Raw genomic sequence first — 15,725 nt, 5'->3', positions numbered from 1 at the left:
GCCCTCTTCGCGTCCCCCGCCGGTCGAGCCGTGCAGCGCCCGCAGGGCGCCGCACGAGTCGAGACCACCACTCCACGACCAAGGGCCCCGCTCTCTCGAGCGGGGCCCTTCCTCGTGCCGTCCCGGCGCCTCAGACGCCCGGGTCGACCGTCGGCTGCGACGTCGTGCGCGCCTTCTCCTCGACGTCGGTCGCGAGCGTGCCGAGGTAGAGCTGGATGACCTTCGGGTCGTTCAGCATCTCGCGGCCGGTGCCGGTGTAGGCGTCCTTGCCCTGGTCGAGCACGTAGGCGCGGTGCGCGATCTGCAGGCAGCGTCGCGCGTTCTGCTCGACCATGACGATCGTCACGCCGTGGCTGTTGATCTCGGCGACGCGCAGGAACGTCTCGTCCTGGCGCACGGGGCTGAGGCCCGCGCTCGGCTCGTCGAGCAGCAGCACCGCCGGGTCCATCATGAGCGCGCGGCCCATCGCAACCATCTGCCGCTCGCCGCCCGAGAGGCTGCCGGCGCGCTGCTTGCGACGCTTCACGAGCTCGGGGAAGAGGCCGCCGACGAACTCGAAGCGCTCCTTGAACATGCGCGGCTGCTGGAACAGGCCCATCTCGAGGTTCTCCTCGATGGTGAGCGACGGGAACACGTTGTTGTTCTGCGGCACCATGCCGACGCCCTTGCCGACCAGCCGGTCGGCCTTGAGGCCGGTGATGTCGTCGCCGTTCAGCAGCACGCTGCCCTCGCGGATGTTCACCTGGCCGAACACCGCCTTCAGCAGCGTCGACTTGCCGGCGCCGTTCGGGCCGATGATGCCGATCAGGTCGCCCTGGTTGGCGACGATCGAGCAGCCGTTGAGGATGTTGACGCCCGGCAGGTAGCCGGCCACCAGCTCCTTGGTCTCGAGCACGGGGGTCGCGGTCATCGCCTGCCCTCCTCCTGGTCGGCGTCCGTCGTGGACGCGGCCGACGCATCCGTCGTCGGCGCGGATGCGTCGTCGGCGTCGACGTCCGCGTCGGCGTCGTGGTGGATCTGCGCCACCTGCTGGTTCGTGAGCGTGCCGAGGTCGGTGTCGTGGTGGGCGCCCAGGTAGGCGTCGACCACGGCCTGGTTCTGCATGATCGTCTCGGGCGGGCCCTCGGCGACGACCCGGCCCTCGGCCATCACGATCACCCAGTCCGAGATGTGGCGCACCATGTGCATGTCGTGCTCGACGAAGAGCACCGTCATGCCGTCGTCCTTGAGGCCCTTCACGTGGTCGAGCAGCGACTGGGTGAGCGCGGGGTTCACGCCGGCCATCGGCTCGTCGAGCATGACGAGCGTCGGCTCGCTCATGAGCGCGCGCGCCATCTCGAGCAGCTTGCGCTGGCCGCCCGAGAGCGACGCCGCGTAGTCCTCGCGCTTCGCGTCGAGCTTGAAGCGGGCGAGCAGCGCGTCGGCCCGCTCGGTGTTGGCCTGCTCCTGCGCCTTCCACAGCGGCTTCACGAGCGCCGCGAACATCCCCTCGCCGCGCTGGTCGCGCGCACCGAGCAGCATGTTCTGCAGCACCGTCAAGCGGCCGAGCGACTTCGTCAGCTGGAAGGTGCGCACCATGCCGCGCCGTGCCACCTTGTGGCTCGGCACGTGGGCGAGCGACTGCCCCTCGAACGACCAGGTGCCCTTGTTGGGGCGGTCGAAGCCGGTGAGCAGGTTGAAGAAGGTCGTCTTGCCGGCGCCGTTCGGGCCGATGAGCGCGGTGATCATGCCGCGCGGGATCTCGACGTGCTCGACGTCGACGGCCGTGAGGCCGCCGAACTGCCGCACGACGCCGTCGGCGACGACGATCGCGTCGACCTTCTTGCAGCCGGGGGCCACCTCGCCCTCGACGAGCGGATGCGTGCGGGGAGGTGTGGTCGTGTCAGACATGGAACGACAGCTCCTTCTTGTTGCCGAGGATGCCCTGTGGTCGGAAGACCACCAGCAGCATCAGTGCGACGCCGATGAGCACGAAGCGGATCTGGCCGGCCTGCGAGCCGGACATGTCGCCGAAGAGGCCCATGCCGTGGAGCACGTTGATGACGCCGCCGGTGAACGACAGCAGCACCCAGAAGAGGATCGAGCCGAGCAGCGGCCCGAACACCGTGGCCGCGCCGCCGAGCAGCAGCGCCGTCCAGATGTAGAAGGTCATCGTGGTCGCGAAGTTGTCGGGCTGCACCGCGCGGGGCAGCACGAACATCACGCCGGCGATCGCGCCGATCGTGCCGCCGAGCACGAGCGCCTGCATCTTGTAGCTGTAGACGTTCTTGCCGAGCGAGCGCACCGCATCCTCGTCCTCGCGGATGCCCTTGATGACGCGGCCCCACGGGCTGCGCATGAGCAGCCACACGAGCACGAGCGCGACGATCACGAGCGACCACGCGATGATGCGCACCCAGGTGTCGTAGGCGGTCGCCGTCCACGGGCCGAAGCCGTAGGTCGTGCCGGTCAGGGGGTTCATGGCGTCGAAGTCGCCCTTGTAGTCCTGACCGCGCAGGCCCTGCGAGCCGCCCGTGACGGCGGTGAGGTCCTGCGTGCGCACGGTGAAGCGGATGATCTCGGCGGCCGCGATCGTGACGATCGCGAGGTAGTCGCCGCGCAGCCGCAGCGTCGGGATGCCGAGGATGAGCGCGAACACCACCGCCGCCACGATCGCGACGATCACCGCGGTGAGGAACGACAGCCACGCGGGCCAGCCGAGCGTCGCGGTCGGGTCGGCCATCATCGTGAAGATCGCGAACGCGTACGCGCCGATCGCCATGAAGCCGGCCTGGCCGAAGTTCAGCAGGCCCGAGTAGCCGAAGTGGATGTTCAGGCCGATGGTCGCGAGCGCGAAGGCGGCCGTGGTGGGGGAGAGGATCTCGCCCGCAGCGGTGTTGAGGATGCTGAGGAAGTCCATGTCAGCCGATCCTTTCCCGTCGACCCAGGATGCCCTGCGGTCGGAAGAGCAGCACGAGGATGAGCACCAGCAGCGCGATCGCGTAGCGCAGGTCGGGTGCGATGAACAGCGTCGAGATCTCGGTGACGAGGCCGATGATCACCGCGCCGACGAGCGCGCCGAAGGCGCTGCCGAGGCCGCCGAGGGTGACGCCGGCGAAGAGCAGCAGCAGGATCGTGAAGCCCACGTCCCACTTGATGTTCGCGCCGATGAAGTAGGTGTAGAGGATGCCCGCGCCGCCGGTGAGGAGGCCCGCGAGCACCCAGACGATGCGGATGACCCGGTCGACGTCGATGCCGGATGCGGCGGCGAGGCTCGCGTTGTCGCTCACCGCGCGCGTGGCCTTGCCGATGCGCGTGCGGGTGAGGAAGAGGCCGACGGCGATGAGCACGACGATCGCGATGACGGTGCTGACGACGTTCGACGTCGTCATGAGCACGGGGCCGATCTGCAGGACCGGGCCGCGGTCGACCGAGAGGCCGTACGTGCCGCCGCCGATGAGGAACTGGTAGAAGTACCGCAGCGCGATGGAGAGGCCGATCGTCACGATCAGCACCTGCACGAGCCCCACGCGGCGGCGCCGCAGCGGCTTGAAGATGCCCCAGTCGTGCAGCCAGCCGAAGGCCGCGGAGGCGGCGAGCGTGAAGACGATCGCGATCCAGGCCGGCCAGTTCACGAGCGTCGTCGTGACGTAGAAGACGATGCCGCCGAAGGTCAGCAGCTCGCCGTGCGCGAAGTTGTTGACGCCGGTGGTGCCGAAGATGAGCGTGATGCCGATCGCGGCGAGGGCCAGCAGCAGGCCGAAGTTGAGGCCCGAGATGATGCGTGAGAGCAGCTGCGAGCCGAAGTCGTTCGAGGAGGTGCCCGTGGAGGTCTCGCCGCCCGGCGAACCCTCGCCGCCGGTCGCGGGCTCTCCGCCCGTGCCGCCCTCGCCGCCCGTGCCCGTGTTGCCGCCGGTGCCGGTGTTGCCACCGGTGCCGCCGGAGCCGCCCGTGGACTCGCCGAACGGGAACAGCACGCCCACCGAGCTCGAGCCGCCGATCTCGAACTCGCGGCTCTCGAACGACGGATCGCGGAGCGTCAGCCCCTCGGGCAGCGTCGACGTGTCGATCGAGACGGTGTAGGTGCCGCGCTCGGGCACGCCGATCGACCACCGGCCGTCCGCGCCCGTCTCGGCCGTCTCATCCACCCCGTTGCCGGTGACGGTGATCGCGACGCCCTCGACCGGCTCCTGGCCGTCCCGGATGATGCCGTTGAAGCTGAACGGGCTGGGCTGCTCGGTCGCGGGGAGGGGAGCGGCGGCGACCGCGGTCGCGCCTCCTGCCACCATCCCCATGACGGCCAGGGCAACGGCGATCGCTCGCCGCAGCCCGCTCCGTCGCGGTCTGCTGGACGTCTTCACATGTCCTCCATGCTGTGGGGCGGGCGGGGCCGCAGGAATGCGGTTCGCAGGATGCCCGTTACATCGGTGGTGACACAGTAGCGGCCGCCTGGACCGCCGATCGTCCAATTGCAGAGCCCTGCGCCGTTCTTCACCGGGATGCCGCTGGACCGTAACCGAATCGATACGATGGAGGCGATGGAGATGCGCAACCCGTTCGGGCCGATCGGCCTCACCTACGACGACGTCATGCTGCTGCCGGGCCGCACGGATGTGATCCCGAGCGAGGCCGACACCGGCACGCGGCTCTCCCGCCGCATCCGCCTCGCCATCCCGCTCGTGTCGAGCGCGATGGACACCGTGACCGAGGACCGCATGGCCATCGCGATGGCCCGCCAGGGCGGCATCGGCATCGTGCACCGCAACCTCTCGATCGCCGACCAGGCCGGGATGGTCGACCGCGTGAAGCGGTCGGAGTCGGGCATGATCACCGACCCCGTCACGACGCACGCCGACGCGACGATCGAGGAGGTCGACCGCATCTGCGGCGAGTTCAAGGTCTCGGGCCTGCCGGTCGTCGACGAGACGGGCGTGCTCGTCGGCATCGTCACGAACCGCGACATGCGCTTCGTGCCCCGCGACGAGTTCGCGACGACGCTCGTGCGCGACGTGATGACCCCGTCGCCGCTCAAGACCGCGAAGGTCGGCATCTCCCGCGAGGACGCCTTCGAGATCTTCCACCAGACGAAGCTCGAGAAGCTGCCGCTCATCGACGAGGACGGGCGCCTCGGCGGCCTCATCACGGTGAAGGACTTCGACAAGGTCGAGCAGTACCCCAACGCGACGAAGGACGCCCACGGGCGGCTCCGCGTCGGCGCCGCGATCGGCTTCTTCGGCGACGCGTTCGAGCGGGCCGAGGCGCTCGCGGAGGCCGGCGTCGACGTGATCGTCGTCGACACCGCCAACGGCGAGAGCCAGGGCGTGCTCGACATGGTCGCGCGGCTGAAGGGCGACCCGCGCTTCGCCGAGATCGACATCATCGGCGGCAACGTCGCGACCTACGAGGGCGCCGCGGCGCTCATCGAGGCGGGCGTCGATGCCGTGAAGGTCGGCGTCGGACCGGGCTCGATCTGCACCACCCGCGTCGTCTCGGGCGTCGGCGTGCCGCAGGTCTCGGCCATCTACGACGCCGCGCGCGCCGCGCATGACGCGGGCACCGGCATCCCGATCATCGCCGACGGCGGGCTGCAGTACTCGGGCGACATCGCGAAGGCCCTCGTCGCCGGCGGCTCGTCGGTCATGCTCGGCTCGCTGCTCGCCGGCACCAACGAGAGCCCGGGCGACCTGGTGCTCGTGAACGGCAAGCAGTTCAAGACGTACCGCGGCATGGGCTCGCTCGGCGCGATGCAGACGCGCGGCAAGAAGACGTCGTACTCGCGCGACCGCTACTTCCAGGCCGACGTGCCGAGCGACGAGCAGCTGATCGCCGAGGGCATCGAGGGCCAGGTGCCGTACCGCGGCCCGCTCGGCTCGGTCGCGTACCAGCTCGTCGGCGGCCTGCGGCAGTCGATGTTCTACACGGGCGCGCGCACGATCGAGGAGCTGCAGCAGAAGGGCCGCTTCGTGCAGATCACCGCCGCGGGCCTCAAGGAGTCGCACCCCCACGACATCCAGATGGTGGTCGAGGCGCCGAACTACCGCCGGTAGCCGCGCGCGTCGCGCTGCCGCCTCGGCGAGTGGGGCGCTCGCGCCCGAGCGGGGCCGGCGCGCCCGCCCCAGCGGGGCGCAGCTGCCCCAGTCGGCGGCGCCGACTTGGCGCGGGGGCTCACCAGCCGGGCAGCAGGGCGCTGCGCACGGGCAGGTGCGCCTGCGCGAGCATCGCGCGCAGCAGCTCGGGGCGCTGCGCCGCGTCCCACATCCAGTGCAGCGTGTCGATGTGCTCGCGCAGTGCGTCGTCGCGGCGCTTCTCGGCGATCACCGCGTCGACCGGCTGCACGCCGTCCGCCTCCGCGATCACGCCGTACTTCCACGCGCCGTCGAACTCGCCGCCCAGCGGCCGCATGCCGGGCCGCTCCCAGAGGAAGTCGGGGTAGCGGGCGCCGAGCCGCGTGGCGACCTCGACCTGCAGCTGCGGTGCCGGCGCGCCGATGCGGTGGATCGCCACGCGGCTCCAGGACTCGCCCACCGACTGCGAGCGCGGGTCGGCGAACGCGAGCACCCAGGATGCGCGTCGCCGGCCCCGCGGGCCCTGGCGGCCGAGGGCATCCGTCACCTCCTCCCTGGTGGCCACCTCGAGCCGGAGCGCCTCGTCGAGCGCGCTCACCGCGTCCACCTGGCGTCCGACCCGCGCGAGGTGCGCGAGCGCGTATGCGGTGGTGCAGCGCGCGATGCCGTCCTCGACGATGACGTCGTCGTCGGCGATGGCGACGCGTGCGCTGACCACGCCGTGGCGGCGACCCGAGGCACTGGGGTCGCCGATCGTGAACACCTCGCGCGGCCGCCCGTGCGGCAGCCCGGCGAGGGCGAGCGCCGACTCGCGGGCGAAGACCGCGCCGGGACGCGTGAGGGCGACGGCGCGCACCGCGACCGCGTGCCGGCCGTGCTCGGGGAGCGCCGCGTACGCCGCCCGGTCGACGTAGGCGCCGCGCCGGATGCGCCGCAGGTCGGGAGCGCGCCGGAGGCGCATCGGCTCCCCGGCGTCGGCGGCGAGGATGTCGAGGTCCATGCGCGCACCGTGCCGCATCCGTCCGCCCGCGCATCCGGCCGCGCGCCGCGGTGTGCACAACGGCCGCCTCGCTCCGCGGCGACCATCGCTGCCCGCGAGCTCGCCACGCTCGCCGAGTGGGGCGGCTGCGCCTGAGCGGGGCCGGCGCGCCCGCCCCGCTCGGGCGCACCTGCCCCACTCGCTGCCGCAGGGGCGCGGCGAGAGGCGCATGGCGGATGGGCGCGGCACGTCTGCGAACTCGGGGTTGTGCGGCGCGAAGACGCGATATATCGTGTGTCGCAGCAGACGCGATATATCGCGAGTGAGCGGGAGGAGCTCAGCATGGAGCAGCAGTGGGAGAGCGGCGACACGAGGCCGCGCAGCGCATCGGGCGCGGGCGCCTCGGGCGCCGATGCGATCACCGAGCGGTGGACGATCGCCGAGGGCCAGAGCCGCGTGATCGACCTCGACGCGGTGCAGTCGCTGCGCGTCGGCGTGGTCGGCGGCAGCGTCGACATCGTCGGGCACGACGAGCCGACCGCGCGCGTCGAGGTGCACAAGGTCGAGGGGCGCGACCTCACCGTCACGCTCGAGCAGGGGCGGCTCTCGATCGCGCACCCGCGCGTGAGCTGGGACGACGTGTGGGAGTCGGTCAAGGCCCTCGTGGGCGTGCGCGCCCGGGTCGAGCTGAGCATCCTCGTGCCCCGGCAGGTGGCGCTGTCGCTCGGCCAGGTGAGCGCATCCGCCCTCGTCTCGGGCCTCAGCGGCCAGGCGACCCTCAGCACCGTGTCGGGCCCGCTGCAGGTCGAGTCGCACCGCGGCGACCTCGACCTCAACACCGTCTCCGGCGACGTCGAGGTCTCGGGCGGCGCGGGCTCCCTCTCGGTGCACGCGGTCTCGGCCGACGTCACCGCGAGCGGCGCCCTCACCGACATCGGCGTCGACACCGTCAGCGGCGAGGTGCTGCTCGACGTGCATGGCTCGCCCCGCAGCATCTCGGCCAACACCGTCTCGGCCGACGTGACGCTGCGGCTCGACGCCGGCCAGGGCGTGCGCGCCACCACGCGCACCGTCTCGGGCCGCGGCAGCGTCGTCGGCCGCTCGCTGCCGAAGCGCGGCGGCAGCGAGACGATCGACGGCGCGAGCGCCTTCGGCTTCTCGGCCAACACCGTCTCGGGCGACATCACCGTCGTGCGGAGGGACGCATGACGCCCGTCTTCGGCCACGGGGCGCTCCGCCTCTACCTGCTGAGCCTGCTCGCCGAGGCGCCGCGCCACGGCTACGAGCTCATGCAGGCGCTCGAGCAGCGCTTCGGCGGCACGTACTCGCCGAGCGCGGGCACCATCTACCCGCGGCTCGCGAAGCTCGAGGAGGAGGGGCTGCTGACGAAGACCGCCGACGGCCGCAAGACCACCTACGAGATCACCGACGCCGGCCGCGCCGAGCTCGCCGCCCGGCAGGGCGAGCTGCGCGACCTCGAGGGCGAGATCACCGACTCGGTGCGGCGGATGGCCTCCGACGTGCGGGCGGGCGTCAAGAGCGCCATGCAGGCGCTGCGGGCCGACCTCGCCGCGGCCGAGCGCGATGCGCGCAGCGCGCCGAGCGCGCTCTCGTGGTCGAGCGCGCCGCGGCCTCCCGAGCCCGCCCGGCCCGACGCATCCGCACCCCCCGAGCGGCCGGTGCAGAACCCGTGGAGCGCACCGCGGCCGGAGCCGGAGGAGCGGGCGGATGCGCTGTCGGCGCCCGGGCGGGCGGCCGCGCGCATCGCGATCCACGACGTCGACCTCGCGCTCAACGACTTCAGGCAGCAGGTGCGCGAGGCGGTGCGCGCCGACCGCGGCGAGCGCATGTCGGCCGCGGCCGCGACCCGGGTGCGCGACGAGCTGCAGGCGGCGCTGCTGCGCATCAAGAGCGTGCTCTGAGCATCGGGCGGCGCTGGGGGCGCTCCCGGGCGGCTCTGGGTCGGCTCCGGGGCGGCCCGGGATAGGCTGGGGAGCGTGACGGAGATCGAGATCGGCCGCAGCAAGCGCGCCCGGATGGGCTACGGCTTCGACGACATCAGCATCGTGCCGTCGCGGCGCACGCGCGACAGCGACCTCGTGTCGCTGCAGTGGCAGATCGACGCCTTCAAGTTCGACATCCCGGTGCTCGGCGCACCCACCGACTCGGTGATGAGCCCCGCCACCGCGATCGCGCTCGGCAGGGCCGGCGGGCTCGGCGTGCTCAACCTCGAGGGCGTCTGGACCCGCTACGACGACCCCGAGCCGCTGCTCGCCGAGATCGCAGGGCTCCCCGCCGACCTCGCGACGAACCGCATGCGCGAGATCTACGCCGAGCCCATCAAGCCCGAGCTCATCCGCGACCGCCTCGCGCAGATCCGCGACGCCGGCGTGGTCGTCTCCGGCAGCCTGAGCCCGCAGGCGGTGCAGGAGCACTACGAGACCGTGCTCGCCGCGGGCGTCGAGCTCATGGTCATCCGCGGCGCGACGGTGAGCGCCGAGCACGTCTCGGCCGAGTCGGGCGCGCCCCTCAACCTCAAGCGCTTCATCTACGAGCTCGACGTGCCGGTCGTGGTCGGCGGCGTCGTGACCTACACGGCGGCGCTGCACCTCATGCGCACCGGCGCCGCGGGCGTGCTCGTCGGCTTCGGCGGCGGCGCCGCCTCGACGAGCGAGAAGGTGCTCGGCGTCGCCGCGCCCATGGCGACCGCGGTGAGCGACGTCGCCGCCGCGCGCCGCGACTACCTCGACGAGTCGGGCGGCCGCTACGTGCACGTCATCGCCGACGGCTCGCTCGGCACGTCGGGCCAGATCGTGAAGTCGCTCGCGTGCGGCGCCGACGCCGTCATGCTCGGCACCGCGCTCGCGCGGGCGACGGATGCGCCGGGCCGGGGCTGGCACTGGGGCCCTGAGGCGCACAACCAGAAGCTGCCTCGCGGCAACCGCGTGCAGGTCGACCAGGTCGGCCAGCTCGACGTCGTGCTGAACGGCCCGTCGCCGTCGGCCGACGGCACCGCCAACATCATGGGCGCCCTGCGCAAGGCCATGTCGACGACCGGCTACAAGGACCTCAAGGAGTTCCAGCGGATCGACGTGGTCGTGGAGGCCAACCCGCCGCGCTAGATCCGCCCGGCACTCGGGCGAGCAACCAAGGAGGAGCCATGTCGGAGACCACCAACAGCGTCAGTCGGTCGAGGAAGCTCGGCCCGGAGGAGCGCGCCGCCGCGATCGCCACCATGCGCGACCGCGAGGTCGACGTGCTCGTGATCGGCGGCGGCATCGTCGGCACGGGCGCCGCGCTCGACGCGGTCACCCGCGGCCTGCGCGTGGGCCTGATCGAGGCGCGCGACTTCGCGTCGGGCACGTCGAGCCGCTCGTCGAAGCTCATCCACGGCGGCATCCGCTACCTCGAGCAGCTGAACTTCGGCCTCGTGCGCGAGGCGCTCATCGAGCGGGGCCTGCTGCTGCAGCGCATCGCGCCGCACCTCGCGAAGCCGGTGCGGTTCCTGTACCCGCTCGAGAAGCCGCTCATCGAGCGCGCCTACATCGGCGCCGGCATGGCGCTGTACGACATCTTCAGCTACACGGGCTTCATGAAGCCGGGCGTGCCCATCCACCGGCACCTCACGAAGAAGCAGGTGCTCAAGCAGATCCCGTCGCTCGACCCCGACGCCTTCGTCGGCGGGCTCACGTACTACGACGCCCAGGTCGACGACGCCCGCTACGTCGCCGAGCTCGCGCGCACCGCATCCTTCTACGGCGCCCACGTCGCGAGCCGCGTGCGGGCGGAGGGGTTCCTGAAGGTCGGCGAGCGGGTCGTGGGCGTGCAGGCGCACGACTACGAGACCGGCGAGCAGTTCGAGATCCGCGCGAAGCAGGTCGTGAACGCGACCGGCGTCTGGACGGGCGAGACGCAGGCGATGGTCGGGGAGCGCGGCGAGTTCAAGGTGCGCGCCTCGAAGGGCGTGCACCTCGTGGTGCCGCGCGACCGCTTCCACTCCGAGATGGGGCTGCTGCTGCGCACCGAGAAGAGCGTGCTCTTCGTCATCCCGTGGGGCCGCCACTGGATCCTCGGCACGACCGACACCGACTGGAACCTCGACAAGGCGCACCCGGCGGCGACCGCGGCCGACATCGACTACATCCTCGACAACGTCAACAAGGTGCTGGCGACGAAGCTCACCCGGGCCGACGTCGAGGGCGTCTACGCGGGGCTGCGGCCGCTGCTCGCGGCGGGCGACGGCTCGTCGACCGCCAACCTGTCGCGCGAGCACCACGTCTCGCACACGGTGCCGGGCCTCGTGCTCGTCGCCGGCGGCAAGTGGACCACCTACCGCGTGATGGCCAAGGATGCGATCGACGAGGCCGTGAGCGCCATCGACGGCAAGGTGCCCGAGTCGTGCACCGAGCAGATCCCGCTGCTCGGCGCGACCGGCTACCGCGCCGCCTGGAACAAGCGCGCGAAGATCGCGCGCGCGTTCGGCCTGCACAAGGCGCGCGTCGAGCACCTGCTCAACCGCTACGGCGTGCTCACCGACGAGCTGCTCGACATGATCAAGCAGGAGCCGCAGCTCGCCGAGCCGCTGCCCGGGGCCGACGACTACATCGGCGCCGAGGTGCGCTACGCCTGCACCCACGAGGGCGCGCTGCACCTCGACGACGTGCTCGCCCGCCGCACCCGCATCTCGATCGAGTCGTGGGACCGCGGCGTCGCGGCGGCGCCCGTCGCCGCGCGCATCATGGCGGAGGTGCTGGGCTGGGACGAGGCGCGCATCGAGAAGGAGATCAACACCTACAACAAGCGGGTGGCGGCCGAGCTCGCGAGCCAGCAGCTGCCGGACGACGAGTCGGCCGACCGCGCGCGCACCGAGGCGCCCGAGATCATCCCGCTGAGCGCCCTGCCGACGGCCGACACCGTGGGCACGCGGAAGGAGCCGGCGGCCTGATCCGCCGGTAGGATGGGCGTGCCTATGAGCGCCTCCATCCCCACCTTCCGGCAGGTCGCCGTGCGGCCGCGCTGGATCGCCGCGCTGCTGGGCTGCCTCGCGGTCGCGGCCGTCTTCGCGCTGCTCGGCCAGTGGCAGATCGAGCGGGCCGTCGAGCAGGGCCAGGCCGACGAGCGCGACACCGAGACCGCGGTGCCGCTCACGAGCGTGGCCGAGCCGAACGCATCCCTCACCACCGAGGCGGGCGGCCGCATGGTGTCGTTCTCGGGCGCGTGGGCGCCGGGCGACTTCGACACCCTCGCCGGGCGCACGCAGCACGACGCGCAGGGCACGTGGGTGATCGGCCGCGTGCTCGCCGAGCAGCCCTCGGGGGAGCCCGTCTCGCTGCCGGTCGCGGTCGCGTGGTTCGCCGAGCCGGCGGCGGCCGAGGCGCACGCCGCCGCGCTCGCGGCGGGAGCGGCGGATGCGCCGGCCGAGCTGGTCGGGCGGCTGATGCCGACCGAGGCGCCCACGATGGGCGACATCCAGGGCGACACCCGCGAGGCGATGAGCGTCGCGGCGCTCATCAACGAGTGGGAGGGCTGGGACGGCCGCGTCTACGGCACGTACGCGATCCTCGACGAGCCGTCGGCAGCCGCATCCGGGGCCCTCGACGCGGGCGGCGAGCCGATCGTGTCGATGCGGCCCGTCGTCGACACCCAGCTGAACGCGCTCAACATCTTCTACGCCGTCGAGTGGATCGCCTTCATGCTGTTCGCCTTCTACCTCTGGTACCGGCTCGTCAAAGACGCCCTCGAGCGCGAGGTCGAGGCGATCGAGGACGCGGAGGCAGCCGCTGCCGCCGCCGGCGGCGCACCCGCGCGCGGATAGGCTGGACACCGTGCCGCGCCCCATCGACCAGCTCCCGCAGATCCGCTCCGCGGTCACCTTCTACCGCGTCATGTCGTGGGTGACGGGCGTCTTCCTGCTGCTGCTCGTGGCCGAGATGGTGCTGAAGTACGCGCCGAGCCACGTCGAGGTCTTCTCGGGCGGCTCCGGCGGCCCGCTGTCGCTGCAGCCGGTCGTGCCCGGCGACGGGTGCCAGTGGTACTCGCTGTTCGTGCCCGGCGGCATGGGCTGCGAGATCGTCTCGCTCGGCGACGGGTTCAACATCTCGCTCGCGATCCTCATCGTGCACGGCTGGATCTACGTCGTCTACCTGCTCGCGTCGTTCCGCCTCTGGAGCCTGCTGCGCTGGCCGTTCGCGCGCCTGCTCGCCATGGCCGCCGGCGGCGTCGTGCCGTTCCTCTCCTTCTTCGTCGAGCGCCGCATGCACCGCATCGCGCTCGCCGACGTCGCTCGCCTGGAGGCCGAGAGGGCCGCCCGGGACAGCGCATCCGCCACCGCCTCCGCCCACCGGGAGTCCTGATGTCCGACACCGCCCAGCGCCCCGTGCTCGTCGTCGACTTCGGCGCGCAGTACGCGCAGCTCATCGCGCGCCGCGTGCGCGAGGCCGACGTCTACAGCGAGATCGTGCCCTCGACGATCACCGCCGAGGAGGTGCGCGCCAAGGATCCGGCGGCGATCGTGCTCTCGGGCGGCCCGTCGAGCGTCTACGAGCCGGGCGCGCCCCGCCTCGACGAGGGCATCCTCGAGCTCGGGGTGCCGACGTTCGGCATCTGCTACGGCTTCCAGGTGATGGCGGCGCAGCTCGGCGGCACGGTCGCCCGCACCGGCAACCGCGAGTACGGCTCGACGGCCGTCACCGTCGACGCGCCCGGCACGCTGCTCAACGGCCAGCCCGAGGCGCAGACGGTGTGGATGAGCCACGGCGACTCGGTCTCCGAGGCGCCGGAGGGCTTCACGGTGCTCGCGACGACCGCCGACACCCCGGTCGCCGCCTTCGAGCACCGCGAGCGGAGGATGGCCGGCGTGCAGTGGCACCCGGAGGTCAAGCACTCCGAGCACGGGCAGCGCGTGCTGTCGTCGTTCCTGCACGAGATCGCCGGGCTCCCGGGCGACTGGGACTCGGGGAACATCATCGAGGAGCAGGTCGCGCGCATCCGCGAGCAGGTCGGCTCCGACAAGGTCCTGTGCGCGCTCTCGGGCGGCGTCGACTCGGCCGTGGCTGCCGCGCTCGTGCACGAGGCGATCGGCGACCAGCTCGTCTGCGTCTTCGTCGACCACGGCCTGCTGCGGCAGGACGAGCGCCGCCAGGTCGAGGAGGACTACGTCGCCTCCACGGGCGTCAGGCTCGTGACGGTGGATGCGCGGGAGCGGTTCATGCAGGCGCTCAAGGGAGTGACCGACCCGGAGGAGAAGCGCAAGATCATCGGGCGCGAGTTCATCCGCGTCTTCGAGCAGGCCGAGCGCGACCTCGCCGCGGAGGCGGCCGCCGACGGCGAGCCGATCCGCTGGCTCGTGCAGGGCACGCTCTACCCCGACGTCGTCGAGTCGGGCGGCGGCACGGGCGCGGCCAACATCAAGAGCCACCACAACGTCGGCGGCCTGCCCGACGACCTGCAGTTCCAGCTCATCGAGCCGCTGCGGGCGCTGTTCAAGGACGAGGTGCGCGCGATCGGCCGCGAGCTGGGCCTGCCCGAGGCGATCGTCGGCCGGCAGCCGTTCCCCGGCCCGGGCCTCGGCATCCGCATCATCGGCGAGGTCACCGAGGAGCGCCTCGACACGCTGCGGCGGGCGGATGCGATCGCGCGCGCCGAGCTGTCGGCCGCCGGCCTCGACGGCGAGATCTGGCAGTGCCCCGTGGTGCTGCTCGCCGACGTGCGCTCGGTGGGCGTGCAGGGCGACGGCCGCACCTACGGCCACCCCGTCGTGCTGCGCCCCGTCTCGAGCGAGGACGCGATGACCGCCGACTGGACGCGGCTGCCCTACGACGTGCTCGCGCGCATCTCGAACCGCATCACGAACGAGGTGCCCGAGGTCAACCGGGTCGTGCTCGACGTCACGTCGAAGCCGCCGGGCACCATCGAGTGGGAGTAGCGCCGACAGGAGCATGATGGGCGCATGACCCGGGACACGGCGCGCACGCGAGCGGCTCGCGCCACGGCGCTCTGGACGCTCGTGATCGGCTTCGTCGCCAGCGTGCTCGTCGGGCTGTCGCCGGCCAGCTACCTGCAGGCGCGGCTGCGCTTCGGCTGCGCGTTCGTCGGCGAGGACTGGGTCTGCGACGACCAGGCGGCGCTCCTGTGGCCGGCGATCGGCATCGTCGCGCTCGGCGCGCTCGCGCTCGGCTGGGCGGCGCTCATCGTGCGCGCCACCTGGGATGCGCCGCGCGAGCGCGCGGGCCAGCTGGCGGCGATCGGCATCATCGCGGTCGCGCCGACGATCGTGCTCTTCGCGCTGCTGCTCGTCGACGCGCTCGTGCACGACGCGGGCGGCGTCAGCTACGAGGCGTCGCGCGTCGCCATGTGGGCCGAGCGCGCCATGGTCCCCGCCCTCAGCACCGCCCTCGCGGGCGCGCTCGCGTTCGTGGGCCTGCGCGTGCGGGCGGTCGGCGCGTTCCCGCGCCTCGCGACGCTGCAGCTCGCCGGCGCCATGCTGCTGCTGCTCGGCGCGGCGGCGATGTCGTCGCTCGGCACCCTGCCGTCGGGCATCGTCGCGGCGTCGGCCATCGCCGCGGGGTGGACCGTGGCGGCGGCCACCGGACCCGACCGCCGGGCCCGCCGGAGCGCATCCGCCACCGATGTCGATCCGAGCCGTTCCCGTTCGACGCAGTGAGTGAGAGGGTCGGACGACGGCCCCCGGATCACAGGAGGAA

The 15,725-nt window shown here is 72.3% G+C and carries 14 protein-coding genes; 9 read left to right on the top strand and 5 right to left on the bottom strand.

The features are described from left to right. Positions 1 to 130: 130 nt before the first annotated feature. From AC1RNL_RS00965 to AC1RNL_RS00950, 4 genes are read right to left on the bottom strand one after another with little or no spacing between them, the layout of a single operon-like run. Entirely contained in the window at positions 131 to 910 is a 780-nt protein-coding gene (locus AC1RNL_RS00965; RefSeq protein WP_146355630.1) for an ABC transporter ATP-binding protein, read from the bottom strand. Then, the gene (locus AC1RNL_RS00960) at positions 907 to 1,890 is read right to left on the bottom strand and encodes an ABC transporter ATP-binding protein (RefSeq protein ID WP_492934185.1); all 984 of its coding nucleotides are present in this window, start codon (positions 1,888 to 1,890) and stop codon (positions 907 to 909) included. The genes AC1RNL_RS00965 and AC1RNL_RS00960 overlap by 4 nt, the downstream gene beginning before the upstream one ends. Continuing rightward, the gene (locus AC1RNL_RS00955; protein WP_128190090.1) at positions 1,883 to 2,899 is read right to left on the bottom strand and encodes a branched-chain amino acid ABC transporter permease; all 1,017 of its coding nucleotides are present in this window, start codon (positions 2,897 to 2,899) and stop codon (positions 1,883 to 1,885) included. The genes AC1RNL_RS00960 and AC1RNL_RS00955 overlap by 8 nt, the downstream gene beginning before the upstream one ends. A gap of 1 nt (position 2,900) precedes the next feature. Next, positions 2,901 to 4,274, bottom strand: coding sequence for an ABC transporter permease subunit (locus AC1RNL_RS00950; RefSeq protein ID WP_492934184.1), 1,374 nt, complete (start codon positions 4,272 to 4,274; stop codon positions 2,901 to 2,903). 243 nt (positions 4,275 to 4,517) lie between these two features. On the opposite strand from AC1RNL_RS00950, the gene guaB reads away from it, so the two are divergent. Further along, complete coding sequence (guaB, locus tag AC1RNL_RS00945) at positions 4,518 to 6,026, top strand: IMP dehydrogenase (RefSeq protein WP_128190092.1); 1,509 nt, start codon at positions 4,518 to 4,520, stop codon at positions 6,024 to 6,026. A gap of 118 nt (positions 6,027 to 6,144) precedes the next feature. Here the strand turns inward: guaB and AC1RNL_RS00940 are convergent, their stop codons facing one another. Continuing rightward, positions 6,145 to 7,044 carry a hypothetical protein gene (locus tag AC1RNL_RS00940; RefSeq protein WP_246990368.1) on the bottom strand — a complete coding sequence of 300 codons (900 nt, stop codon included), beginning with the start codon at positions 7,042 to 7,044 and terminating at the stop codon, positions 6,145 to 6,147. 321 nt (positions 7,045 to 7,365) lie between these two features. On the opposite strand from AC1RNL_RS00940, the gene AC1RNL_RS00935 reads away from it, so the two are divergent. From AC1RNL_RS00935 to AC1RNL_RS00900, 8 genes are all read left to right on the top strand, one after another. After that, on the top strand, positions 7,366 to 8,232 hold the full coding sequence (locus AC1RNL_RS00935) for a DUF4097 family beta strand repeat-containing protein (protein WP_492934183.1): 867 nt from the start codon (positions 7,366 to 7,368) through the stop codon (positions 8,230 to 8,232). After that, complete coding sequence (locus tag AC1RNL_RS00930) at positions 8,229 to 8,945, top strand: PadR family transcriptional regulator (RefSeq protein WP_492934182.1); 717 nt, start codon at positions 8,229 to 8,231, stop codon at positions 8,943 to 8,945. The genes AC1RNL_RS00935 and AC1RNL_RS00930 overlap by 4 nt, the downstream gene beginning before the upstream one ends. A 75-nt stretch (positions 8,946 to 9,020) precedes the next feature. After that, positions 9,021 to 10,145, top strand: coding sequence for a GuaB3 family IMP dehydrogenase-related protein (locus AC1RNL_RS00925; protein ID WP_146355622.1), 1,125 nt, complete (start codon positions 9,021 to 9,023; stop codon positions 10,143 to 10,145). 38 nt (positions 10,146 to 10,183) lie between these two features. Next, a complete protein-coding gene (locus AC1RNL_RS00920) occupies positions 10,184 to 11,968 on the top strand; it encodes a glycerol-3-phosphate dehydrogenase/oxidase (RefSeq protein ID WP_128190488.1) in 1,785 nt (594 codons plus the stop codon). A 24-nt stretch (positions 11,969 to 11,992) separates the two neighbouring features. Continuing rightward, positions 11,993 to 12,838, top strand: coding sequence for an SURF1 family cytochrome oxidase biogenesis protein (locus tag AC1RNL_RS00915; RefSeq protein WP_492934181.1), 846 nt, complete (start codon positions 11,993 to 11,995; stop codon positions 12,836 to 12,838). A 10-nt stretch (positions 12,839 to 12,848) separates the two neighbouring features. Continuing rightward, the gene (locus AC1RNL_RS00910) at positions 12,849 to 13,376 is read left to right on the top strand and encodes a DUF3817 domain-containing protein (RefSeq protein WP_310122059.1); all 528 of its coding nucleotides are present in this window, start codon (positions 12,849 to 12,851) and stop codon (positions 13,374 to 13,376) included. Beyond that, the gene (gene guaA / locus AC1RNL_RS00905) at positions 13,376 to 14,947 is read left to right on the top strand and encodes a glutamine-hydrolyzing GMP synthase (RefSeq protein WP_246990372.1); all 1,572 of its coding nucleotides are present in this window, start codon (positions 13,376 to 13,378) and stop codon (positions 14,945 to 14,947) included. Before AC1RNL_RS00910 ends, guaA begins: the two co-directional genes overlap by 1 nt. A gap of 24 nt (positions 14,948 to 14,971) precedes the next feature. After that, positions 14,972 to 15,685 carry a hypothetical protein gene (locus AC1RNL_RS00900; protein WP_492934180.1) on the top strand — a complete coding sequence of 238 codons (714 nt, stop codon included), beginning with the start codon at positions 14,972 to 14,974 and terminating at the stop codon, positions 15,683 to 15,685. Positions 15,686 to 15,725: the final 40 nt, after the last annotated feature.

It is taken from the genome of Agrococcus sp. GW821-FHT14H11, assembly GCF_058803545.1.
This window is presented reverse-complemented; position numbering and strand designations above follow the sequence as displayed.